22 protein-coding genes and 2 tRNA genes are annotated in these 22,404 nt (G+C 68.9%); 6 read left to right on the forward strand and 18 right to left on the reverse strand.

Annotated elements, in window-relative coordinates:
* Positions 1 to 200: 200 nt before the first annotated feature.
* From ACNKFW_RS07625 to ACNKFW_RS07660, 8 genes are all read right to left on the reverse strand, one after another.
* Positions 201 to 521 (reverse strand): DUF2190 family protein, encoded by a 321-nt coding sequence (locus tag ACNKFW_RS07625; RefSeq protein WP_147428083.1) that lies wholly within the window; start codon positions 519 to 521, stop codon positions 201 to 203.
* Between the two features lie 3 nt (positions 522 to 524).
* Positions 525 to 743: a phage head-tail joining protein gene (locus tag ACNKFW_RS07630; RefSeq protein WP_147428084.1), complete on the reverse strand. Its 219-nt coding sequence runs from the start codon at positions 741 to 743 to the stop codon at positions 525 to 527.
* Positions 743 to 1,414: an HK97 family phage prohead protease gene (locus ACNKFW_RS07635; protein WP_418024109.1), complete on the reverse strand. Its 672-nt coding sequence runs from the start codon at positions 1,412 to 1,414 to the stop codon at positions 743 to 745. Before ACNKFW_RS07635 ends, ACNKFW_RS07630 begins: the two co-directional genes overlap by 1 nt.
* A gap of 6 nt (positions 1,415 to 1,420) precedes the next feature.
* Complete coding sequence (locus ACNKFW_RS07640; protein ID WP_244314580.1) at positions 1,421 to 1,798, reverse strand: phage terminase large subunit family protein; 378 nt, start codon at positions 1,796 to 1,798, stop codon at positions 1,421 to 1,423.
* Positions 1,788 to 2,300, reverse strand: coding sequence for a DNA packaging protein (locus ACNKFW_RS07645; protein ID WP_147428086.1), 513 nt, complete (start codon positions 2,298 to 2,300; stop codon positions 1,788 to 1,790). The genes ACNKFW_RS07640 and ACNKFW_RS07645 overlap by 11 nt, the downstream gene beginning before the upstream one ends.
* 87 nt (positions 2,301 to 2,387) lie before the next feature.
* Positions 2,388 to 3,110 carry a hypothetical protein gene (locus ACNKFW_RS07650; RefSeq protein ID WP_147428087.1) on the reverse strand — a complete coding sequence of 241 codons (723 nt, stop codon included), beginning with the start codon at positions 3,108 to 3,110 and terminating at the stop codon, positions 2,388 to 2,390.
* Positions 3,103 to 4,266 carry a hypothetical protein gene (locus ACNKFW_RS07655; protein ID WP_147428088.1) on the reverse strand — a complete coding sequence of 388 codons (1,164 nt, stop codon included), beginning with the start codon at positions 4,264 to 4,266 and terminating at the stop codon, positions 3,103 to 3,105. Before ACNKFW_RS07655 ends, ACNKFW_RS07650 begins: the two co-directional genes overlap by 8 nt.
* A 57-nt stretch (positions 4,267 to 4,323) precedes the next feature.
* Positions 4,324 to 4,400: transfer RNA gene (locus tag ACNKFW_RS07660), tRNA-Arg, on the reverse strand.
* 98 nt (positions 4,401 to 4,498) lie between these two features.
* Between ACNKFW_RS07660 and ACNKFW_RS07665 the strand changes: the two genes are divergently transcribed.
* A complete protein-coding gene (locus ACNKFW_RS07665) occupies positions 4,499 to 5,518 on the forward strand; it encodes a LacI family DNA-binding transcriptional regulator (RefSeq protein WP_024845600.1) in 1,020 nt (339 codons plus the stop codon).
* 170 nt (positions 5,519 to 5,688) lie between these two features.
* Here the strand turns inward: ACNKFW_RS07665 and map are convergent, their stop codons facing one another.
* Complete coding sequence (map, locus tag ACNKFW_RS07670; RefSeq protein ID WP_024845599.1) at positions 5,689 to 6,492, reverse strand: type I methionyl aminopeptidase; 804 nt, start codon at positions 6,490 to 6,492, stop codon at positions 5,689 to 5,691.
* A gap of 125 nt (positions 6,493 to 6,617) precedes the next feature.
* Between map and ACNKFW_RS07675 the strand changes: the two genes are divergently transcribed.
* The gene (locus ACNKFW_RS07675; protein ID WP_147428089.1) at positions 6,618 to 7,358 is read left to right on the forward strand and encodes a competence/damage-inducible protein A; all 741 of its coding nucleotides are present in this window, start codon (positions 6,618 to 6,620) and stop codon (positions 7,356 to 7,358) included.
* A complete protein-coding gene (locus tag ACNKFW_RS07680) occupies positions 7,355 to 8,074 on the forward strand; it encodes a GNAT family N-acetyltransferase (protein ID WP_114669496.1) in 720 nt (239 codons plus the stop codon). Before ACNKFW_RS07675 ends, ACNKFW_RS07680 begins: the two co-directional genes overlap by 4 nt.
* A gap of 24 nt (positions 8,075 to 8,098) precedes the next feature.
* Here ACNKFW_RS07680 and ACNKFW_RS07685 read toward each other — a convergent pair whose 3' ends face one another.
* From ACNKFW_RS07685 to cls, 5 genes are all read right to left on the reverse strand, one after another.
* Positions 8,099 to 8,485 (reverse strand): hypothetical protein, encoded by a 387-nt coding sequence (locus ACNKFW_RS07685; protein WP_024845596.1) that lies wholly within the window; start codon positions 8,483 to 8,485, stop codon positions 8,099 to 8,101.
* A 26-nt stretch (positions 8,486 to 8,511) separates the two neighbouring features.
* A complete protein-coding gene (locus tag ACNKFW_RS07690; RefSeq protein WP_024845595.1) occupies positions 8,512 to 9,297 on the reverse strand; it encodes a DUF6478 family protein in 786 nt (261 codons plus the stop codon).
* Positions 9,298 to 9,308: 11 nt separating this feature from the next.
* On the reverse strand, positions 9,309 to 11,042 hold the full coding sequence (ilvD, locus tag ACNKFW_RS07695) for a dihydroxy-acid dehydratase (RefSeq protein WP_024845594.1): 1,734 nt from the start codon (positions 11,040 to 11,042) through the stop codon (positions 9,309 to 9,311).
* Between the two features lie 69 nt (positions 11,043 to 11,111).
* Positions 11,112 to 11,435 carry a 4a-hydroxytetrahydrobiopterin dehydratase gene (locus tag ACNKFW_RS07700; protein ID WP_024845593.1) on the reverse strand — a complete coding sequence of 108 codons (324 nt, stop codon included), beginning with the start codon at positions 11,433 to 11,435 and terminating at the stop codon, positions 11,112 to 11,114.
* A gap of 11 nt (positions 11,436 to 11,446) precedes the next feature.
* Positions 11,447 to 12,850 (reverse strand): cardiolipin synthase, encoded by a 1,404-nt coding sequence (gene cls / locus ACNKFW_RS07705; protein ID WP_231493251.1) that lies wholly within the window; start codon positions 12,848 to 12,850, stop codon positions 11,447 to 11,449.
* Between the two features lie 112 nt (positions 12,851 to 12,962).
* Here cls and accD point away from each other — a divergent pair, with 112 nt between their 5' ends.
* Positions 12,963 to 13,895, forward strand: coding sequence for an acetyl-CoA carboxylase, carboxyltransferase subunit beta (accD, locus tag ACNKFW_RS07710; RefSeq protein WP_024845591.1), 933 nt, complete (start codon positions 12,963 to 12,965; stop codon positions 13,893 to 13,895).
* A gap of 16 nt (positions 13,896 to 13,911) precedes the next feature.
* Complete coding sequence (locus ACNKFW_RS07715) at positions 13,912 to 15,180, forward strand: bifunctional folylpolyglutamate synthase/dihydrofolate synthase (protein WP_114669493.1); 1,269 nt, start codon at positions 13,912 to 13,914, stop codon at positions 15,178 to 15,180.
* Positions 15,181 to 15,543: 363 nt separating this feature from the next.
* On the opposite strand, the gene ACNKFW_RS07720 is transcribed toward ACNKFW_RS07715, so the two are convergent.
* The gene (locus tag ACNKFW_RS07720; RefSeq protein ID WP_147428091.1) at positions 15,544 to 18,501 is read right to left on the reverse strand and encodes a hypothetical protein; all 2,958 of its coding nucleotides are present in this window, start codon (positions 18,499 to 18,501) and stop codon (positions 15,544 to 15,546) included.
* A gap of 209 nt (positions 18,502 to 18,710) precedes the next feature.
* Between ACNKFW_RS07720 and ACNKFW_RS07725 the strand changes: the two genes are divergently transcribed.
* On the forward strand, positions 18,711 to 19,559 hold the full coding sequence (locus tag ACNKFW_RS07725; protein WP_147428092.1) for an SIMPL domain-containing protein: 849 nt from the start codon (positions 18,711 to 18,713) through the stop codon (positions 19,557 to 19,559).
* 40 nt (positions 19,560 to 19,599) lie between these two features.
* Here ACNKFW_RS07725 and ACNKFW_RS07730 read toward each other — a convergent pair whose 3' ends face one another.
* The 3 genes from ACNKFW_RS07730 to ACNKFW_RS07740 form a co-directional block, all read right to left on the reverse strand.
* On the reverse strand, positions 19,600 to 20,886 hold the full coding sequence (locus tag ACNKFW_RS07730; protein ID WP_024845587.1) for an O-acetylhomoserine aminocarboxypropyltransferase/cysteine synthase family protein: 1,287 nt from the start codon (positions 20,884 to 20,886) through the stop codon (positions 19,600 to 19,602).
* Between the two features lie 628 nt (positions 20,887 to 21,514).
* Positions 21,515 to 21,814, reverse strand: coding sequence for a translation initiation factor 2 (locus tag ACNKFW_RS07735; RefSeq protein ID WP_374327593.1), 300 nt, complete (start codon positions 21,812 to 21,814; stop codon positions 21,515 to 21,517).
* Between the two features lie 437 nt (positions 21,815 to 22,251).
* Positions 22,252 to 22,338, reverse strand: a tRNA-Leu gene (locus ACNKFW_RS07740).
* Between the last annotated feature and the right edge of the window lie 66 nt (positions 22,339 to 22,404).

The following is a 22,404-nucleotide window of genomic DNA, read 5'->3' on the forward strand; positions in this document are numbered from 1 at the left end:
CGCCCAGCTTGCAGCAAGCCCCTAGACGATTCGCCTTTTCGCGCAGCGTCCGCTCCGATACGGAAAGCCCACGGCGCGCCAGTATCTCGACCCATTGCCCGGGCGTTTTCCCTGTGTCCAGGATTTGCGAGCCGGTCAGCCGGGGGTCCCTCATATCACCCATCCAGAAGCGAAGAGGCGGCGGGAAACCCGCCGCCCGGTTATCCGATCCGCACCCGCACCGTGGCGGCCGAGGCCAGCGCGGCGGCGGTGGCGTAGCCCAGCGGCGTGTTGTCAGTGGCGGTGGTGGTCACGACGCCCGCCGTGGCGTCCCAATAGACGGCGGCGCCCAGAGTGATCGCCAGCGCGGCCTCTTTGGGCAGATCGAACACGCCGCGCGTCTGCACGGCCACGTCCGCGCCGCTGGCGGCATCGCTGACGGCCACGCCGATCAGCTGCCCCGCGACCACCACGCCGCCCGAGGAGACGGCCGCAGGGGCCGGAATGGTCAGCGCGTCGCCGCTTTCGATGAAGTTTTTCATGGGTCAAACCCCCTTGCTGGTGGTGAAGGTGACGGCGCCGCCCCGCCTCGGGCCGGTCGCCTGTGCGATCCGCCGATCCAGATCGGCAATGGCCGCGGCCATTTCGGCATCGGTCGCATATTCGATGCGCTTCCCTTCATAGAGGGTCACGCGCACCCCGCTTGCGCGCGCCCGGATCAGGGCATCGCGCAGGGTGGTCAGCTCCTCGGCCGGGACAGCCATCAGCCGACCCGGAACCAGCTGCGATAAGGCCGCGCAGCCTCGGAAAGCTGATGCTCGGGATGGCTGCGGGCATAGAGCGCCTCGCCGGCGCGGGTGGCGATTACGGTCGGATCGTCGTGCGAGAAACCGACCTCGGCGCGCGTGGTGCGGGTGGTCGTGGCCTCGGCGCGCTTGCGCATTTCGGTAAAGGCCGCGGCGCGGGCATCCTCGGCCGAGGCCTCGGCGTCGATCTGGGCATCCGCCCAGGCACGGGTCAGGCCGGCGGTTTCCGCGATGGTGCGGATTTCGGCATTGATCGCGGCGCGGGTGACGGTTTCGCCGCCGGCCTGGGTGGTGGTCGTGGTGGTTTCGGCCGTCTCGGGCATGGGGGTTTCTCCGTTGCGAAAATGGGCGCCGGGATCGGCGGGAACGGGAACAATGGACACCTCAACCGGCGACCATTGCAGGGCTTTGCGGACACGCCGGCCGCTTTCGCGGCCCTCGGACCAGCGGCGGACGGAATAGCCGATCGACAGGCCGCGCAGGGTGCCCTCGGCAATGTCGGCCAGCACCGCCCGCGCAGCATCGTTGCTGCGGAACTTCATCCGCACCCAGAGGCCTTCGGGACGCAGTTCGGCGGCTTCCACCACCCCGAGCTGGTCGCGGGTCGATCCGCTGCGATGTCCCGGCATTCCCGGTCAAACTTGCGCAGGGCAGCGTCCGCAGCCGGTCCGCCATGATCGCGAACCATGTATGCGGCGAAACCATTGACCAACCGCTGCCCGTCCCGTTCCAGGTTGATCGAAATGACGGGCGTGTGGTGGTCGAAAATCAGCAGAGGCACCGAAGCCCACGCGCACCGGCTTGACCAGCGTCACCCGCTCGATGAACGGATCCCCGATGGCGTCGGCGATCTCGCGCTGGAACGGCCAGAGACGCACCGGGCCGGGCTGGGCAGATACGCCTTCGGGCAACCTCACATTGGCCTCGATCCAGTCGGAAAGGCGCAGCTTGGGCGGCGGGCGCAGAGCCTGCATAGCCTCGCGGCGGATTTCCGTGATCCGGTCAAGCGGCATCGTCGGCCCCTGCATTATCGGCCAGATCATCCAGGGCGGCGCGGGTTTCCCGATCCAGCGCCGCCACATCGGCCGGGGTCAGATGCGGAAGGGCCGAACGGACCCGCGACGGGATCGCCAGCACCCGCGCGCGAATCGCCCGCAGCGCCTCGCCCCATTCGCGGGCCACCTCGACCGCCGGAACCAGTTCGCGGCGAAGGGCGGCGTTCTTCAAATCCTGCGCGTCAGCTTGCAAGCGGGCCAATCTCGCCCGCTCGCCGGTCAGGTTCAGCACTGCAGCTTCGTCACCGCGGCCGCTGGCGGTGCCGCGCAGGTGAGCGCAATATCCCTGAACCGTCACCGCCAGGTCCCAGGCATCGCGGCCGAGATGCTTGGCGATGCCCCGGCGTTTCAACTCGGTCAGCATGGCCGGAGAAATCCCTAGAAGATCGCACAAGCCCGGCCCGTCGATGCGATGCACCGGCCCATCGCCTGCAAGGTCAAGCTCGGTCACGATCCTCATTTTCCCTTTCCTTTTCAGATTGTTACTTCAAGCCCTTGTAAAATCTTGCACCGCCTGATGCTTCGCGCCTTCGCCACCCGTATACGGTCAGTCCGCGGAAGGACCCGCCGCCGGGTCGATGCCCGCCCCGTGCGCCGCTTCGGCCTCCGCCTCGAACCCATCGCCCGCATCGGTCGGGGGCAGTTCGGACCAGGCGGACGGTCCGTGCTCGATCAGCGCGGCCAGGTCGCGCAGGCTGCGCGCCGCCTCGGCCGGGCCGTGATCCGCCGCAATGGCCGAAGCGACAGCGACCAGCGCACCGATCAACACGGCCGGCGCGGGCAACTTATCCGGGCCATCCGGGCGGGCGAGTTCACCCAAGGCGCAGCCGATCGTAAGCGCCGCGCAACGCTCTTGCGGTCCCAGCATCTCGGGGGCGATGGCCTTGAGGGTAGGCAACCACAAAACCAGCACGGGCGCGCCGTCCACGTGGCTGGGACGCTGCGCAAGCCAGCCCGCTTCCAGCATCTCGGTCAGGATCGCTTGGGTGGTCGTGAGGCTCAAGCTGGAACCCTTGGCGATTTCGTCCAGCGTCATGCGGCACTCGCTGCCTGCCGTCGCTGCGGCTTCGGGGGTCCGGCCAGCGCCGAAGATGGCGACCAGCGTGCCCACTACCTTCGCCGCCTCCGAGACGCTGCCGGATCGGGTGAACGTGTCCTGCCAATCAATATGCGCACAGGGCGCAGGGAAATACCCGTCCTCGAACTGCGACTTGCGTTCTTTGAACCAGCCGGGGCCTTCCGGGGCGAGGTTGGTGTGTTTCTTAACCATTTCTGGTCTCCATGGTTGCGGTCGCCCATTCCGCCCAAGCGCGAGCGGTTCGGATTTCGAACGCGTTATGTTCGGTCGGCGGATAGCGGTAGGGGATTTCCCATCCGGCGCCCTGCTTATCGCTGGACCTGATCCGAAGCGCGGAGAGGTCCGGGAAGCCGTTTTTCCCAAGCCAGCTATTCCATGCCGCTTCGCGGTCGCTGCCGTGGTGCGCCACGCTGACGAGGTTCAGCCTCGGTTTCCGGGGGGCACCATGGGCGCCGGACGCAGGGCGCGTTTGCGGCTCGGCCTCGCGGGCGCGCTCGCGCGTGTTTTGGAATTTCTTTGGAATAATATAAGAAGGGGTCACATCTGACCCTTTCGACGCTGCAAAGTGACCCTTTCGACGCGGTTCGCTGCGGGTTTTGATGGGGTCAGATTTGACCCTTTCGCTGTGATCGGGCGTGGCCGTTTCGAGGCTGGGCACCTCCCGCTCATCCGCACTGTCAAGGGTCGTATCAGGCTGGCCGGCGATGGTCCGCAGCGGGGTGGCCGACGCCCTCGGAACCGTCTGCCGATGATGGCTGACGGACACGCTGCGGGCAGGCGCCGGGGGCGGCACGAAGGCGGTAGCGTCCTCGTCCGGCGGGCCGTCGCAATCAAAGTCATGCGGTTGCGGCGGGGCAGACAGAGGCATCAGGAAGTGAAATTTACGCAGGCTCTTGCCTTGCCCGCCCTCCACAACCAGAAACTCTGCCTCCTCCAGTTCGCCGAAACCTCGCTTCACCTTCGACAGGCTATAGTGCAGCCGCGCGGCAAACTGCGCATTCGACCAGAAGCACCGCCCGGAAGCGTTGCTCGCGGCTTTCGTTACCAGCTTTGCGGCCATCACCTTCGCCCGGTCGGACAAGTGCGGCGCATCCAGGACCGCATCCAGCCAATCCCAGCGGCGGCGGTTCCATGGGCCAATCAAAGGAATGGCGCTTGCGGCGCGCAAGCGGGTCGGATAGCCTTCCCCGTGAAGCTTATCCGCTTTCTCTTTGCCCTCGGTAGCGCCTACCAGCGCACCGGGGGTTTCTATTTCCCGAACATCACCGGAACACCCTGCCTCGTCGTGTACGGGATTTGTACGGGCGTTCGGCGTACGTTCCGCACAATCGCCTGCATTTTTCTGCATGGCATCGTCCGCCGCAGGGGTTGCGGTGTCGATTTCCCCAGCATTTGTAGGATTTTCTGGTGACCCCGGCAGGACTTGAACCTGCAACCTGCCCCTTAGGAGGGGGCTGCTCTATCCAGTTGAGCCACGGGGCCGCCTAGGACCCCTTTTGCCCCCTGGCTGCGAAAATGGCAAGCTTGCCGCGGCCGGACGGAAAAGATAACGGTAACATGATTGCGTCTCGGTAATTGCGATGAACACGAAAAGACCCCGCCGCCCGCTGACCCTGCGCGATGTGTCCGAAGCATCGGGCGTGTCCGAGATGACTGTCAGCCGCGTGCTGCGAAACCGCGGCGATGTCTCGGCCGCCACGCGCGAGAAGGTGCTGACCGCCGCCCGCACGCTGGGCTATGTCCCCAACAAGATCGCCGGCGGCCTGGCCAGCCAGCGCGTGAACCTGGTCGCGGTGGTCATCCCGTCACTATCGAACATGGTTTTTCCCGACGTGCTGGGCGGGATCTCGGCCGAGCTGGACGATACCGGGCTGCAACCGGTGGTGGGGGTAACGAATTACAGCCCCTCTCGCGAGGACACGGTGCTTTACGACATGCTGAGCTGGCGCCCCTCGGGGGTGATCCTGGCCGGGCTGGAGCACAGCCGGGCGGCGCGGGCGATGCTGGACAATGCCGGCCTGCCGGTGGTCGAGATCATGGATGTGGACGGCACGCCGATCGATACTGCCGTCGGCATCTCGCACCGCCGGGCCGGGGCCGAGATGGCCGACGAGATCCTGGCCGCCGGCTATCGCCGCATCGGCTTCATCGGCACCCACATGCCGGAGGACCACCGGGCGCGCAAGCGGCTGGCCGGCTTCGAAGAGCGGCTGGGCGAGCACGGCGTGCAACTGGCCGCGCGGGAATATTACCAGGGCGGCTCGTCGCTGCTGAAGGGGCGCGAGATGACCGAGCGCATCCTGACACGCGAACCGGAGCTGGATTTCCTGTATTTCTCCAATGACATGATCGGGGCCGGCGGGCTTCTGTGGTGCATGGAGAAGGGCTATGACATTCCCGGCCGGCTGGGGCTTGCCGGATTCAACGGCGTCGAACTGCTGGACGGGCTGCCGATGCGGCTGACCACCACCGATGCCCGTCGCATCGATATCGGCCGGCGCGCGGCCCGCATCGTCGCCGGCAAGGAGCCGCGGCCCGAAAAAGGCATCATCGCGCTGGCCCCAACCATCATGCCAGGCGAGACGATTCGCAAGCATTGATGCCGCGCCGGCGGGCGGCGCTGCTTGGGTATCTGCCAAACGGCGAAACGGGCGCCGGCCCGGCCCTTGGGCGATGGCCTGCGGTTTCTCCGTTTCACAAATACCCATGCGGCAGCGACGGTTGCGCGGTCGCATGGGTATTTCCGGAACGAAGAAGCCGGGCCGGGGACTCAGCCCAGATCGGGGAAGAACAGGCCCTTGGGCGACGGCGTGAAGATCTCGCAGCCATCCGCGGTGACGCCGATCGAATGCTCGAACTGGGCCGAGAGCGACTTGTCGCGGGTCACCGCCGTCCAGTCGTCGGCCAGAATCTTGGTCTCGGGGCGGCCCAGGTTCACCATGGGCTCGATGGTGAAGAACATGCCCTCCTCCAGCACCGGGCCCTTGCCGGGGCGGCCGAAATGCAGGACGTTCGGGGGCGCATGGAAGCTGCGGCCCAGGCCGTGGCCGCAGAAGTCGCGCACCACCGACATGCGGTTCGATTCCACATAGGACTGGATCGCCCAGCCGATGTCGCCGAAGGTGGCGCCGGGGCGGACGGCCTCGATGCCGCGCATCAGCGCGTCATGGGTGACCTGGATCAGCCGCCGCGCCTTGACGCTGGGCTTGCCCGCCACATACATGCGCGAGCTGTCGCCGAACCAGCCGTCCACGATCACGGTCACGTCGATGTTCAGGATGTCGCCGTCGGCCAGGATCTTGTCGCCAGGAATGCCGTGGCAGACGACATGGTTCACGCTGATGCAGCTGGCATGCTGGTAGCCGCGATAGCCGATGGTGGCGCTGGTGGCCCCCAGTTCCCCGACCCGGCCCCGGATGAAATCGTCTAAGGCGCCGGTGGTGGCGCCGGGTTGCACCAAGGGGCCGACCTCGTCCAGGATCTGCGCCGCGATCAGCCCGGCCGCCCGCATGCCCTGGAAGTCCTGCGGCTCGTGGATGCGGATCCCCTCGCGGGTCTGGCGTGCGTCGTTCATGGCGTCCCCTTGGCGTCGTCCTGCTGGTCCGCCTCCACAGATAGTCCCATGGCGCCACTTGTTCCAGCCCCTCGCGCGGACCTATACATTTGCGGACCGCAGCAGATCGCCAGAGGAACGCGCCGATGCAATCCGACAATCCCACCGCCGCCATCCTCGTCATCGGGGACGAGATCCTTTCGGGGCGCACGCGCGAGGGCAATGCCCATTACCTGTCGCAGGTCTTGAACAGCATCGGCGTCGACCTGCGCGAGGTGCGCATCGTCGGCGACGACCACGACCAGATCGTCGCCTCGATCAAGGTGCTGGACAAATCGCTGGGCGGCGCCTGGGACATGCTGTTCACTAGCGGAGGCATCGGGCCGACGCATGACGACATCACCGCCGATGCCGTGGCCGCGGCTTTCGGCGTGGGTATCGAGATCAACGAGGAAGCCCGCCGCGTCATGGTCGAGCGCTGGCAGGCGCGCGGCGTCGAAGTGACCGGCAACCGCCTGCGCATGGCCCGCATCCCGCTTGGCGCGGCACTGATCCCGAATGCCCATTCCGCCGCGCCCGGTTTCCATATCGGCAATACCTATGTCATGGCCGGGGTGCCCGAGGTGTTCCGCGCCATGGTCGAGGCCATCGTGGACAAGCTGCCAACCGGCCGCCCCTCGGTCAGCGAGGCGCTGGAGGTGCTGCGCCCGGAATCCGACGTGGCCGACGAGCTGCGCGCCGTGGCCGATGCCTTCCCGGACCTGTCGCTGGGCTCCTATCCCTTCCAGAGCGGGCAGCGCTATGGCACCAGCCTGGTGATCCGCGGGCTGGACGGCAGGCGCGTCACCGATGCCATGACCCTGCTGCGCGAAAGGCTGGCGCTGTGATCGCCGATCCCGACCTGGCCCGCGCCTTCGAGACCACCTGGCCCGCCGCCGAATATGCGCCGGCCGGCGGCTTCCTGGTCGGCCGCGGCCGGGGCGGCGGCGGTCGCGTCAGCTCGGCCCGCGCCGCGCGGCCGGGCTGGACCGAGGCCGATATCGCCCGGGCCGAAGCCATCCAGCGCGGCTGGAACGAACGGCCGATGTTCCGCGTCGCCGATGACGATACGGCGCTGGCGCTGGCCCTGGCGGCGCAGGGCTTTCGCCATGGCACGCCGACCGCGATCCTGGCCGCCGACTGCGCCCGGCTGACCGCCCTGCCCGTCCCGCCGCTGACCGCCTTTGCGATCTGGCCGCCGCTGGCCATGCAGCGTGACATCTGGAACGACGGCAATGTCTCGGCCGCCCGCCAGGCGGTGATGGAGCGGGTGGCCCTGCCCAAGACGGCGCTGCTGGGACGGGTGCAGGACCGGGCGGCCGGCGCGGCCTTCGTGGCGCTGGACGGGCCGGTCGCCATGATCCATGCCATCGAGGTGGTGCCCGCCCTGCGCCGGCAGGGCGTGGCGGGCTGGCTGATCCGCACGGCGGCGGCCTGGGCCGAGGCGCAGGGCGCCACCCGGCTGGCGCTGGCGGTCGGCCGCGCCAATACCGGCGCCCGCGCCGTCTATGACCGGCTGGGATTCGCCGAGCTGGGCGGCTACGGCTATTGGAGCAAGGATTGAAGGGACAAGGACCGCGCGCGGCCTTCAGGCCGGCTCGGCTGCCAGCCGGCGCAGCTCTTTCTTGAGCAGTTCCAGTTCGCTGCGCATCAGGCTCAGCTCGGCATGCAGGTCGCCGTCCAGGATCTCGCCCGCAACCAGCGTCAGGCTGGCCAGGCGGCGGGCACCGGGCCGGGGCGGCTCGCCCTCGGCGCCCCCATCCTCGAGCAGAAGGAAGCTTTGCGCGCCCTCCGACAGCCGCTCGGCCGGGATCGCGGCGGCGACGCGCCAGCGGCCGGGGGCTTCGGCGGCCAGGCGGGCTTCGGCCACGCGGCTGCCCATATGCACCAGCACCAGCCGGCCCGGCTGGGCGTCACGGTGGATCACCCCCTGCCAGATCCCGCTTTTCAGCCCCAGGGATTCAAATTCACTCATTAAAAACATCCTTGGTCAGCATCGGGTCAGAACTGGGCTCGCAGATGGCGCGAGAAGAACAGCTCGCGGATCTCGACCGCGTTCATGCGCGGCGCCTCGAAGATCAGGTCCAGCCAGATCTTTTCCAGCCGCTTTTCGTTCATCGGAATATAGGCAAGGTCGAACTCGGTCACCTGCCGACTGTAATGGCCTGCCTCGAAGCGGCGCAATTGCAGCGTGGCCTGGTCGGTGTTCGGGCCATGGCCGATGTTGAGCCGCGCATAAACCCCCAGCGCGCGCTCGGCGAAGATACCGGTTTCCAGCCGCAGGATATGGCTGCGGGTCAGACCCTGCAACGCGCTTTCGGGCAGGTCGATGGACAGCGACAGGAAACTGCCGGCAAAGCCGAACACCTCGAGCCGCATGCCAAAGGGCGACAGGTCGGTCGCGCCGTCATTGGCCAGCTGTTGCAGGATCAGCGCGCTTTCGGGGCAGTCGTGCCAGACCGCCGCCCCCTCGCCCAGCCGATCCCCGCTCTCGGGCCCGGCCAGCCCGCGGGGCGAGACCTGCCCGGCCATGAAGCCGGGGCGCCAGCGCCAGTCGGTGCCGCCGGGCAGGTGCAGCGCGTCCAGCGCCGCGCGCGAACGCGACGCGTGGCGATCGGCGCCGATCAGGAAACGATCGAGGCTGCCACGCAATTCCCGCGCCTCGTCGCGCAGACGGCTCAGGCGGGCGGGGTGCAGCCTCTCGACCCTTCCGGCCAGCGCCGTCCATTGCCGTGCCGCCCGTTCCCGGGTCTTGCGTTCAAACCATTTACCAGGGCGTATTGCCATGCGTCCGCCTGTTACTGATCCATGTAGACGTGGGTTTCGGCGGCCGCACCCGGATGGGTCACGGCGCCGTAGCGGGCCTTGCCGACCAGCTGGGCGTATTTCCACAGCGCGCCCGAGGCATAATCCGTCTTGCGCGGCCCGGCCCATGCGGCACGGCGCCGCGCCAGCTCCTCGTCGCTCAGCGCCACGGAGATCTCGCCCCGGATCGCGTCGATGGTGATCATGTCGCCGTCGCAGAGCAGGGCGATGGGGCCGCCATGCGCCGCCTCGGGGCCGACATGGCCGACGCAGAAGCCGCGCGTCGCACCCGAAAACCGCCCGTCGGTGATCAGCGCCACCTTCTTGCCCATGCCCTGCCCCGAAAGCGCCGCGGTGGTCGCCAGCATCTCGCGCATGCCGGGGCCGCCGGCCGGGCCCTCGTTGCGGATGACGATCACGCAGCCCTCGCTGTAATCGCGGCGGGTGACGGCCTCGAACGCCTCTTCCTCGCATTCGAAGACGCGGGCGGGGCCGGTAAAGACCTGGTGTTCGGGCGCCATGCCCGCGACCTTCACGATGGCGCCGTCGGGTGCCAGGTTGCCGCGCAGCCCGACCACGCCGCCGGTCCTGGACAGCGGCGCCGTCACCGGATGGATGACCTTGCCGTCGATGTCGCGGTCCACCAGATCCAGCTCCTCGCCGATGCTGCGGCCCGAGGCAGTCAGGCAATCCTCGTGGATCAGCCCGGCGCGGCGCAGCTCGCGCATGACCACCGGCACGCCGCCGGCCTCGAACAGATCCTTGGCGACGTATTCGCCGCCGGGGCGCAGGTTCACGAAATAGGGCGTGTCGCGAAAGATGTCGCAGACGTCGAACAGGTCGAAGGGGATTCCCGCCTCATGCGCGATGGCGGGCAGGTGCAGCCCGGCATTGGTGGAGCCGCCGGTGCAAGCCACCACCCGCGCCGCGTTTTCCAGCGACTTGCGCGTCACCACGTCGCGGGCGCGGATGTTCTTTTCGATCAGGGCCATCACCGCCTCGCCCGAGGCCAGCCCGTATTGGTCGCGCGATTCATAGGGCGCCGGCGCACCCGAGCTGTTCATCAGCGCCAGCCCGATGGCCTCGCTGACGCAGGCCATGGTGTTGGCGGTATATTGCCCGCCGCAGGCCCCGGCCGAGGGGCAGGCCACGCGCTCCAGGATCTCCAGCTCGGCATCGGACATGTTGCCGGCCGCGTGCTGGCCCACCGCCTCGAACACGTCCTGCACCACCACGTCGCGGCCGTTGAGCTTGCCCGGCAGGATCGAGCCACCATAGATGAAGACGCTGGGCACGTTCAGCCGCACCATGGCCATCATCATGCCCGGCAACGACTTGTCGCAGCCGGCAAGCCCGACCAGCGCGTCATAGCAATGCCCGCGCATGGTCAGCTCGACCGTGTCGGCGATGGCATCGCGCGAGGCCAGGCTCGAGCGCATCCCCTCATGCCCCATGGCAATGCCGTCGGTGACGGTGATGGTGGTGAACTCGCGCGGGCAGCCGCCGCCCTTCTTGACGCCCTGCTTGACCGATTGTGCCTGGCGGGCCAGCGCGATGTTGCAGGGCGCGGCCTCGTTCCAGCAGGTCGCCACGCCGACCCAGGGGGAATGGATCTCTTCCTCCGAGATGCCCATGGCATAGAAATAGCTGCGATGCGGCGCGCGGGCCGGCCCTTCGGTCACATGGCGACTGGGCAGGGTCGACTTGTCGAAACGGCTGTTCTTCATGGCTGCATCCTCCGGCTGGATTCTGGATAGGCCCAGCCCGCCCGCGGAGCAAGGGGCTGGCGCTCGTGCCTAGCCCAGGGCGGTATCCAGCCGGGCGGCCATGATCAGGTCGTTCATCGTCACGCCGCCGGCCGAATGGGTGGCATAGGTGACGCGGGCATGGCCCCAGCCAAAGGCGATGTCGGGATGGTGCCCGGCTGCCTCGGCCTGCCAGGCGGCCAGGTTGGCCAGCTGCGCCGCCCGCCTGAAGTTCTTGAAGCGCCATTCGCGGCAGATCGACTTGCCGTCCTCGGCCAGGCGCCAGTCGGGCAGGTCGGCCAGCGCCCTGCGCAATTCGTCCGGCAACAGCGCCGGCGCGCCCTCCACGATCTTGTCCTTGCTGCGGTCCGTCATCGCTTCCTCCGTCACAGGATCGGCGCCGCCAGCGCCAGAAGGTTGTTGCGCAGCCGCCGCCGGATCGACCAGCCGCGGATCTCGTCCAGGTGGATCGGGCGGGCGCGGTCGATATAGCCCTGCTGGCGTTCATCCAGCCGCTCGGTGACATCGCCGCCCAGGAACAGCATGTTCATCTCGTAGTTCAGCTCGAAGCTGCGACGGTCCATGTTGGCGCTGCCCAGCATCGCCATGCGCCCGTCCACGGTGATGATCTTGGAATGCAGCAGGCCGTCCCTGAACAGCATCAGCCTCACCCCGGCCGAGACCAGCCCGTAATAGAACCCTTCGGAGGTGGCCTGCACCACCAGCGAATCATTGCGCTCGGGCAGGATCACGGTCACGTCCACGCCCCGCCGCGCCGCGGTGCGGATCGCCGAATCGAGCGAGGCGTCGGGCACGTAATAGGGCGTGGTGATCACCAGCCGCTCGCGCGCGGCATGGATCATCGTCACCATGCAATCCGACAGCGAGCCCTGGCGCTCGTCCGGGCCGGTAGCGACGACCTGCGCCACCTCGCCCGGCGCGGTGACGGGGCGGGTCATGCGCAGCATCTCGCCCAGGTCTTCGCCGGTATAGCTCATCCAGTCCTGCAGGAAGACCGCCTGCATCTGCCGCACCACCGGCCCCTCGATGGCCAGGAAAACATCGATCCAGGGCGCATAGCGCGGTTTGACGGCAAAGGCCCGGTCCGAGCAGTTGCGGCTGCCGGTAAAGCCCAGCACATGGTCGATCACCACGATCTTGCGGTGATTGCGCAGGTCCATACGCTGAAAGAGGCCGCCGATCACCGGGATGCTCAGCGGCAGTGCCTCGACGCATTCGACCCCCGCCGCCTTCATCTGCGCCCAGGCATCCGAGCGGCCGAAGGCGCGCGAGCCGAAGGCGTCGATGATCGCCCGCACCTTGACGCCACGCCCCGCGGCGCGGATCGCCGCCTCGGCCACGGCCCGGCCCGAGGCATCGTCGAGCCAGATATAGAACAGCATGTGGACATGTTCGTTCGCGCCGTCGATCGCCTCGACCAGCGCGGCGATGGCGCTGTCGTCCTCGGGCAGCAGCGCGGCGCGGTTGCCGGCCACGGCGGCAAAGCCGGTCGTGGCGTGATTCGCCTTGATGACCGGCTCGGCGAAATCGGGCAGCACCTTCAGTTCCTCGGGGCTGGGCTGCCACAGGCCCGACAGGCGCGAGCGGACATTGGCCATGGTCTCGACCTCGGCGCCGCGCATGCGGATCTCGCCGAACAGCACATAGGCCAGGATGCCGACCAGCGGCACCAGTTCGATCACCAGGATCCAGGACAGCCGGACCGTCGGCTCAAGCCGCGGGCGCAGCAGCACGCGCACCGAAACGGCCAGCGCAGCTGCGTAATGCATGAACACAAGGGCTTCGGTCCACATGCCGCCATGAAAGCCCGGACAGCGCGGAATTGCAATTCGGCACCGCTTTGCATATCTGAGCCCCTGAACGCAGCGCAGGGGGCCGCCGATGAACTGGATCACCAATTATGTCCGTCCGCGCATCAATTCGCTGTTCTCGCGCCGCGAAGTGCCCGAGAACCTGTGGACCAAATGCCCGGAATGCGGGACCATGCTGTTCCACCGCGAATTGTCGGACAACCTGAACGTCTGCACGAATTGCGACCATCACCTGGCGATCAGCCCGCGCAGCCGCTTTGCCGCGCTGTTCGACGGCGGCGTCTTCGTCGAGGTCAAGGTGCCCGAGCCGGTCGCCGACCCGCTGGGCTTCCGCGACCAGAAGAAGTACCCCGACCGCATGAAGGCCGCGCAGAAATCCACCGGCGAGAAAGAGGCGATGCTGGTCGCCGAGGGCGAGATCGGCCGCACCCCCATCGTCGCCGCCGCGCAGGATTTTTCCTTCATGGGCGGCTCGATGGGCATGTATGTCGGCAACGCCATCATCGCCGCGGCCGAACGCGCGGTGAAGCTGAAGCGGCCCCTGGTGCTGTTCTCGGCCGCCGGCGGCGCGCGCATGCAGGAGGGCATCCTGTCGCTGATGCAGATGCCGCGCACCACCGTCGCCGTGCAGATGCTGAAAGAGGCGAAGCTGCCCTATATCGTCGTGCTGACCCATCCGACCACCGGCGGCGTCACCGCCAGCTATGCCATGCTGGGCGACATCCAGATTTCCGAGCCGAACGCGCTGATCTGCTTCGCCGGCCCGCGCGTGATCGAGCAGACCATCCGCGAAAAGCTGCCCGAGGGCTTCCAGCGCGCCGAATACCTGCTGGAACACGGCATGCTGGACCGGGTGACGCATCGCAAGAAGCTGCGCGAGGAACTGGTCTCGATCCTGCGCATGCTGGGCGGCCTGCCCGCGCCGGTGGTGGGCGACCTGCCCGCACCCGGCACCATCGCCGCCCCGCGCGCCGAGACCCCGGCCGACAGCCCATCCGCCTAGGCCGGACGACATCGCGATGACCTCCTCCGACGCCATTCTCGCGCGGCTCATGCAGCTGCATCCCAAGGTCATCGACCTGTCGCTGGACCGGATGCACCGCATCCTGGCCGCACTCGGCAACCCGGAACGCCGCATCCCGCCGGTGGTTCATATCGCCGGCACCAACGGCAAGGGCTCGACCCAGGCGATGATCCGCGCCGGGCTGGAATCGGCCGGCAAGCGCGTCCATGCCTATACCTCACCGCATCTGGCGCAGTTCCACGAACGCATCCGGCTGGCCGGAGAGCTGATCTCGGAAGCCGAACTGGCCGCGGCGCTCGAGGAATGCGAGGCCGCGAACGCCGGCGCGCCGATCACCTTCTTCGAGATCACCACCGCGGCGGCCTTCCTGGCCTTCTCGCGCACGCCGGCGGATTACACGCTGCTGGAAGTGGGCCTGGGCGGCCGGCTGGACGCGACCAATGTGATCGAGGCGCCGGCCCTGACCGTCATCACCCCCATCAGCATCGACCATACGCAATACCTGGGCGAGACGCTGGCCGAGATCGCCGGCGAAAAGGCCGGGATCATGAAACGCCGCGTGCCCTGCATCGTCGCCCCGCAAGAGGCCGTCGCCCGCGAGGTGATCGAGCAGAAGGCCGAGCGGCTGTTCGCGCCGCTGCGCATCGGCCGGCAGGACTGGGACAGCCGGCGCGAGGGCGACAGCCTGGTCTACCAGGACGAACACGGGCTGATGGACCTGCCCCTGCCCGTCCTGCCCGGCCCGCATCAGATCGTGAATGCCGGCACCGCCATCGCCGCGCTGCGCGAGCTGGGCTTCGGCCGCATCGAGGCCCGCGCCGCAGTGACCGAGGTCGAATGGCCCGCGCGCATGCAGCGCCTGAACCATGGCCCGCTGGTCGAGGCGGCGGGGGCCTGCGAATTGTGGCTTGACGGCGGCCACAACCCGGCCGGTGGCGAGGCGGTGGCGGCGACGCTGGCCGCCCTGCCCCGCCGGCCGGTGCATCTCGTCTGCGGCATGCTGAACACCAAGGATGTCGCAGGCTACATGCGGCCGCTGGCCGGCGTCGCGCAAAGCCTGACCGCCGTGGCGATTCCCGGCGAACCGAACACCCTGCCAGCCGAGGATACTGCCGCGGCCGCAGCCTCGGTAGGGCTTGCGGCCGGCACCGCCCCGGATACGCTGGCGGCCGTCAGCCGCATCGCCGCAGACCAGCCCGGCGCGCGCATCCTGATCTGCGGCTCGCTTTATCTTGCCGGGCAGGTGCTGCGCCGGAACGGCTGACCCGGCGGGCGGTTCGTACCCGTCCCGGCAACGGCAAGGGCGGGCCGCGGTGCGCGACCGCCTGGACGGCTATCACGCGGGGCCTCTCGGCGCGTTGACGGCGACGATCACGCCAGAAGCAGTGGACACCAAGCGAAGCGGCCCGCCTTCGGCCCGGCAGGGGCCATGGCCGCGCCCAGCCCCGACAGGCGCCCGGGCGTTCCCGCAACGGCCAGCGGGGCGCGGCGCGCAGGATGCGTCCCCAAGCCACGAAACCATCCCGCAGGCTGGGCCACCGCCCGCCTTCGCGTGGCGGGACCGCTCCTGCCGCTTGGGCAAGGGCCGGGCAAGCGACCCGGAAAGGCGCCGGCCAGCGGACCCTGGTCACCGCCCGTCCAGCATCCTCAATTCGTGGGTGCGGCCCGCCTTGACATAGGTCAGCCGTCCGTCGCCGATGGAGTTGATCGTGCCGCCGTCGATGCGGTCGCCCAGCCGGACCGTCACCACCTTGCCGCTGCGCAGCCGGATCAGCGCCCGGCTGGCCTTGCCGGCGCCGATGATGCCGATGACCGTGGTGCGGCCCATGTCGATGCCGCGCGCCTGCGTCGCCGCCTTGGCCACCGAGGCCGAAGTCGTACCCTTGGGCAGGGCATTGGTGGCGATCTCGGGCTCGTTGTCGATCTCGGGTGGCTTGTAGTCCTGGCGTTGGGCACGCGCGGCCCGTTCCTCGGCCTCGGCCTGGGCGCGGGCGCGGGCTTCGGCCTGGGCACGGGCCTCGGCCTCGGCCTTGGCATCGGCGGCGGCGCGGGCGCGGATGCGCGCCTCGGCCTGGGCCTGCAACTGCTCGTCAAGCTTGCGGCGGGCGGCCAGTTCGGCCTCGCTGGGTCCGGCAGCGGCGGCTGCGGCCGCCGCCGGCGCGGCGTCGGGGGCCGGGGGCGCGCGCTCGCCCCGCCGGGGCGGCAGGGGCGAGGAGGCCAGCGCCGAAAGCTGTACCCCGCCCGGCGTGGTGGGCGATGCCGCGACCGCGGCCGAGATGGCCGCCTCGACCGCATTGCCCGAAACCCCGCCGCCGGCCGGGGCGCCGGGACGGGCACGGGGACGGGCCGAGCCACGCAAAAGCCCGCCCGAATCCTGGGCGGGCGCGGCGGCGCTTTCGACATGGTCGGGTTTGTCCGGTGGCGGCGTGGTCGCCGATCGCAGCGCGGCGTCGATGGCCGATGGTCTGACGGCATCGCTGGCCGAGCCGGGCTTGCGCTGCGGCCGTGCCTGAGCCAGCCGCTCGCCGCGCAGCGGGGATTGCTGCATCGCCAACCCATTGCGGCCCAGGTCGCGGATAAGGTCGCGCAAATGCCCCTGCTCGGCCGGGGTCAAGTCGTCGGCGGGCAGGCCCGCGCCCGGAACCTCGGGGGTCGAGCCCTCGGGGCGCGACGGCGGCCGGGCCGAACCGCGCAGCATCGCATTGCCGGTCGCGGCAACGGGCTGGACCTGGGCGGGGGCGGGGGCCGATACCGGCGCCGCCGAGGCGGGCGCCGGCGCTGCGGGGCGGCTGCGTCCGGGGGGCCGCGCGCTGCCGACGGGTTGGACGCGGGACCGGCTGGCCTCATAGGGCAGCGGGTCCGAGGGCACGCGCGGCGCGGTATCGGCGCGCGGCACCGTGGTTTGCGGCGTGCTGCGGCGCGGCGCCAGCTGCGGCCGGGCCGAACTGGTCAGCGGAGCGGCCGCTGGGCCGGGCCGGGCCGGCGCGGCAGCGGGGGCCGATCTCGCGGCGGGCAGCGTGGCGGCCGCTGCGACGCTGGCGGTCGTGCTGTCCTGCGTGCTGTCCTGCGCGGGGGCGGGTTCCGGCGCCGGGGCAGCTGCGGTGACCTGCGCCGGGGGCGGCACCACGGCGGCCGCGACCGCGGCAGCGGCGACCATGACGCGGCGCCGCTCCTCCTCGGTCAGGGCCGAGGGCGGCGCGGGTGCCGGTGCGACCGCCACGCGCTGTTGCGGTGCCGCGACAGGTTCCAAGGCAGGCGTCGGCGCAGGATCGGGCTCGGTCATGGCGGTGGCGGGCTGAGAAGCCGCGGGCGCGGGCTCGGCGATTTGCACCGGGGCCTGTTCGGCAGGCTGCGTGGCCGGTGCGGCGGCCGCAAGCTGCGGCTCCTGCCGATCCGGCACCAAAAAGGCCCAGATCAGGATCAGCCCGACGACCAGCGTGCCCAGCATCGCGATCAGCCCGGCAAGGCCGCCGCGTTCGCCGGGGCGGCGGGGCTGCGCCGGGGCGCTGCCCGCCGGCCGAGGGCTGCGGCGGGCGTCGGCCGCGCGTTCATGCACGGCACGGGCCCGCGGGTTCAGCGCGGCACCGGCCTGAGGCGCGGCGGCAGACCGTGTGCCGGGTCCGGCCTCTGGCGCCGTAGCCGCGGCCGCGAAAGCCGCCGGCTGGTCCGGTTCCGCCGCTTCGGCGATTCCCGAGGCATCGCCTTCCTCCGGGGTGGCGGCCTTTTCATCGGCCGCGGGAAACGAGACGGGATCGGGCGCCCCGATCAGGGATGATTCCGTTTTTTCGTCGTCATTCCCGGTGAATACTTCGGCATCCTCGGAAAATCCCGCCACGGTTTCTGGCTCTGCCGGCGGGGCCGAAACCTCCTCGGCCGCGTCGGCTTCCCCGTCGGCCGCCGGCGTGGGCTGGGCCTGGGAGGGGCTTTCCGCGGCTGCATCCTCCAACGCCTCGGCGCCGTCGCCGTCGCCGTCAAGATCCAGCGTGTCCTGCGCTGCGTCCGGTTCTTCCTCGATCAGCAGCGCCGAGGCCGTCACCCCGGCCTGCGCCGGATCGACCTGCGGCCGGCTGCGCGCAGCGGCTTCCAGCACGAAGACCGGCTCGCCCGGATAGAGCCCCGCAGCCGGCGCGGCACAATAACCCTGTCCTTCGAATCCGTATTGCCGGGCGAAATCGCGGGCCTCGCGCAGGGTCTGGCGGGCCACGGCGGCGACGCGGACGCTGTCGCCCTCGCCCTGCCAGTCGAAGGCCAGATCCTCGATCGCATAGGGGGTCAGCCCGTCCAGCGCGCGCCCCACCGCATGGTCGCGGTCCGCGCCGGGCGCGACGGTCAGCGTCGTGTAAAGGATCTGGTCGTCGGGAATGATCAGGACGACGGGCAGCACCGCCTCGGTTCCGGTGGCCATGCTGCGCAGGCGCGCAAGCTCGTCGTGAAAGTCCGGCGAGGCGAAATCGACCGAGCCCAGGTGCCGCCAGGCCGCCGGAGCGGCGCCGCCCTGCCCCTGCGGGCCCCGCTCGCGACGTTCCAGATGCACGGCATCCTCGCTGAAGGAGAGGGCGTATTCGGTGACGGAATCAAGCGACATCGACAGGCTTTGCTTTCGGTTCCGGGCGCCCTGGGCTGGCCCGGACGCATCTTCGTGATTGATGATCCTGAACTAGCCCAGAACACGATCCGTGAAAAGCCGAACACCGGATTGTGAGGCATCCCGAGACGTATTTGCGGCGTTATAGGGGCTCGTGAAGACAACCGCGCAAGGGCAAGGCACCCGATGCGCCAAGGAGTAAAGACCAGATGCCCCGATTCCGACCCCTGATGGCTGCCGCGACGCTGATCGTTCTGGGCGCCGGCCCGTTGATGGCCCAGACCGCCCCGGCCGACGCGCCGCCGCCTCCGCCCGCGCAGATGGGACATCACGCCATGAAACATGCCGCCCCCTTCGCCAGGCTGAGCGTGACCGGCACCGGCCATGCCACGGTGCAACCCGACATGGCCACGATCACCCTGGGCGTCAGCACCCGCGCCGCCACCGCCGCCGAGGCGATGACGCAGAATGCCGAGGCGCAGGCCAAGGTCATCGAGACGCTGAAGGCCGAGGGGATCGAGGCGCGCGACATCCAGACCTCGGGGCTGAACCTGTCGCCAGTCATGGATTACTCGGACCAGGGCCAGCCGCCGAAGCTGACCGGCTATGGCGCGCAAAACAGCGTGACCGTGCGGGTGCGCGACATCGCCGGGCTCGGCGCGGTGCTGGACAAGCTGGTCGCCTCGGGCGCCAACGAGATCAGCGGCATCGCGTTTTCGCGCGAGGACATGACCGAGGCCGAGGACCAGGCCCGCACCGAGGCCGTGGCCGAAGCGCGCCGCCGGGCCGAGGTGATGGCCGAGGCGGCGGGCATGCGGCTTGGCCGGCTGATCTCGCTTTCCGAGGCGCCGACGGGCGGCGGGCCGCGCCCGATGATGGCCATGCGCGCCCAGGCGGCCGAAGCGGCCGATACCCCCATCGAGGCGGGCGAACTGGCCGTCCGCGCCGATGTCACCGCGGTCTTCGCCATGCGCCCGGCCGATGCGCCGCAAGGCGGCGGGCAGCCCGAGGGTGAAATCGCACCCGAGGAGCCCCCGGTCGAGCCTCCGGCGAACTGACCCCCCGACGGGCGGCGCAGCGATGCGCCGCCCTTTCGCTTCAGGCCGTGGCCGCGGCCAGCGCCTGATCCAGGTCGGCGATGATGTCGGCCGCGTCCTCGATCCCGATCGAGAGCCGCACCACATCGGGCCCGGCGCCGGCCGCGATCTTCTGCTCGTCGGTCAGCTGGCTGTGCGTGGTCGAGGCGGAATGGATCACCAGCGAACGCGAATCGCCCAGGTTCGCCACATGGCTGAAAAGCTTGAGGTTATCCACCAGCTTCACCGCCGCGTCGTAGCCGCCCTTGATCGCAAAGGTGAACAGCGCCCCCGCCCCCCTGGGATAGACCCGCCGCGCCGTTTCGTTCCAGGGCGAGGAAGCCAGGCCGGCATAGGTGACCGAGGTCACGCGCGGATCCGCCTCCAGCCATTCCGCGACCTCAAGCGCGTTCTCGACATGGCGGGCCATGCGCAGGCCCAGCGTCTCGATCCCCATCAGCGTGTAATGCGCGGCCTGCGGGTTCATGGTCATGCCCAGGTCGCGCAGCCCGATGGCGATGCCGTGGAAGGTGAAGGCCAGCGCGCCGAAGGTCTCGTGGAACTTCAACCCGTGATAGGCGGGCTCGGGCTGGGAGAGGCTCGGGAACTTGTCCGAGGCCGACCAGTCGAACCGGCCCGAATCGACGATGGCGCCGCCCGTCACCGTGCCGTTGCCGGTCATGTATTTGGTCAGGCTGTGGACGACCAGCGTCGCGCCCATTTCGATGGGCTTGCACAGCCAGGGCGTGGCCAGGGTGTTGTCGACGATCAGCGGCAGACCGGCCTGATCCGCGACCCTGGCGACCGCCGGGATATCGGTGACATAGCCGCCCGGATTGCTGATCGATTCGCAGAAAATGGCGCGGGTGTCGTCGTCGATGGCGGCGCGCAGCGCATCCAGATCGTCCAGGTCGACGAATTTGCACGACCAGCCGAAGCGCCTGATGGTCTGGCTGAACTGGGTGATGGTGCCGCCATAAAGCCGGGTCGAGGCGATGATGTTGCGCCCCGGCCCCATCAGCGGGAACAGCGCCATGATCTGCGCCGCGTGGCCCGAGGAACAGCAGACCGCCCCCGCCCCGCCCTCGAGTTCCGCGACCCGCGCCTGTAGCGCCGCGACGGTCGGGTTGGTCAGGCGGGAATAGATATAGCCGACCTCCTGCAGGCCAAAGAGCCGCGCGGCATGGGCGGCGTCCTGAAAGACATAGGCCGTGGTCTGATAGATCGGCACCTGCCGCGCCCCGGTCGCCGGATCGGGCGCGCTGCCTGCATGGATGGCGGTGGTGTCGAAACCCCATTTCTCGGACATGGAAACTCTCCCCTTCTTCGGGCAGAGACTAGGCGCAAGCGGGCGGCGAAGGGAACAGCAAACCCGCCGCGGCCGGCCGGAAAAGCCGGCCCCTCGCGCGGGGGCACCCCCCGGACCGGGGAATTTCCCCTGCCGTTTCGCCAAGGGCGGGCCTGCGGCGACCGCCCCGCCGGGCGTTCCCGCGCGCGGGGCATGAAAAAGACACCTGCCGGGATCGGCCATCATGCGTGGTGAGATCGTTGGCAAGCCAAGGCCAGCCCGCGGACCGGGCGGAAGGTCAGCCTGAGCCCCTTGCGGCCTGCCGGGGGCAAGCTATGCTCACTCCATGATCGATCCAGGTGATGGCCCGGAACAGCCACGAAGGTTCGCGACGCGCATTTGGGGAGTATGTCGGCGTATCCGACCTGCACATTTGAAAAGCTGCGGCTTCGCTCGCTCCTGGCAAGCATGGGTGCCCGGCCTCATCATCGGCGCCATCATGCCTCTCGTCGGATCATTGGCGGGAAGGTGACGGTCCGGTTCCTTCCCCATAGCAGAGGCTACCGCGTCAGAGTTCTTGACGGACATTCCCCCAATGGAAAAGCCCGCCAATATTCGGCGGGCTTCGCGCGTCGGCCGAGCCGATGGCTCAGCGGCATTCAAGCTGCACGTTGACCGGATTGGGCACCAGTTCCAGCATCGCCCCCGAGGAGGCGTCGACGCCCGCGCCGATGATGCCGCCGACAAGCACATTGCCGGCCATCGCCGCGCCGCCGCCGCCCGCCACGCGGTTGGTCACGCGGATCTGCTGCGGCTTGCAGCGGTCCTTGGTGACCAGCACGTTCAGCTCCGACTTGCGCGGCACCTTGAAGGAACAGGGGGTATTCCCGCAGGTCTGCCCGTCGCTGAGCTTGACCTGGGCCCCGCCGGGGGTCGTATTGACGATCAACACGTCCTTCGTCCCGCGGGTAATTGTGGCGCAGCCAGCCAATGAAAAGGCTGCGCAAAGCGCAAAAACACGTCCGATCACAGGAAACCTCACAATAAAAGTGAGATCGTATTATTGTCAAATTTGTCTAAATACAAGCGGATCCCTCGCCAGTTTGCCCTGTATCCAGCAGCATTTCTTCAAGCGACGCCGGCCCGTTCCGCGCGCGACAGACCGGAGAAAAATATCATTAACGGCAAGCGGATAGGAAGGTTTCCTCGAAGTGACAAAAGCGGAATTCTCATCATTTCGCATGAGAGAAGGGCCGGCGCAGCAGGAAGGAAAGCCCAAGACGATCCCGCCGCGCCGCTTCGGCGACAGGCCGTGTCGCGGCAGCCGCAAGCCGTCGAACGCCGCGGCGCGCGGGCGATTTCTTCCAGATTCTCGGGGAAAGAAAATGGTGCGGTCGAGAAGACTCGAACTTCCACTCCGGTTAAGGAACAGCGACCTCAACGCTGCGCGTCTACCAATTCCGCCACGACCGCACTTTCGTAGGCTCGCGTCTCATAGACGCTTGCGCGGCGGATGAAAAGGGCATTTTTCGCCCGCCG

The sequence above is a fragment of the Paracoccus sp. TD-10 genome, assembly GCF_048270675.1.
GTDB lineage: Bacteria > Pseudomonadota > Alphaproteobacteria > Rhodobacterales > Rhodobacteraceae > Paracoccus > Paracoccus pantotrophus.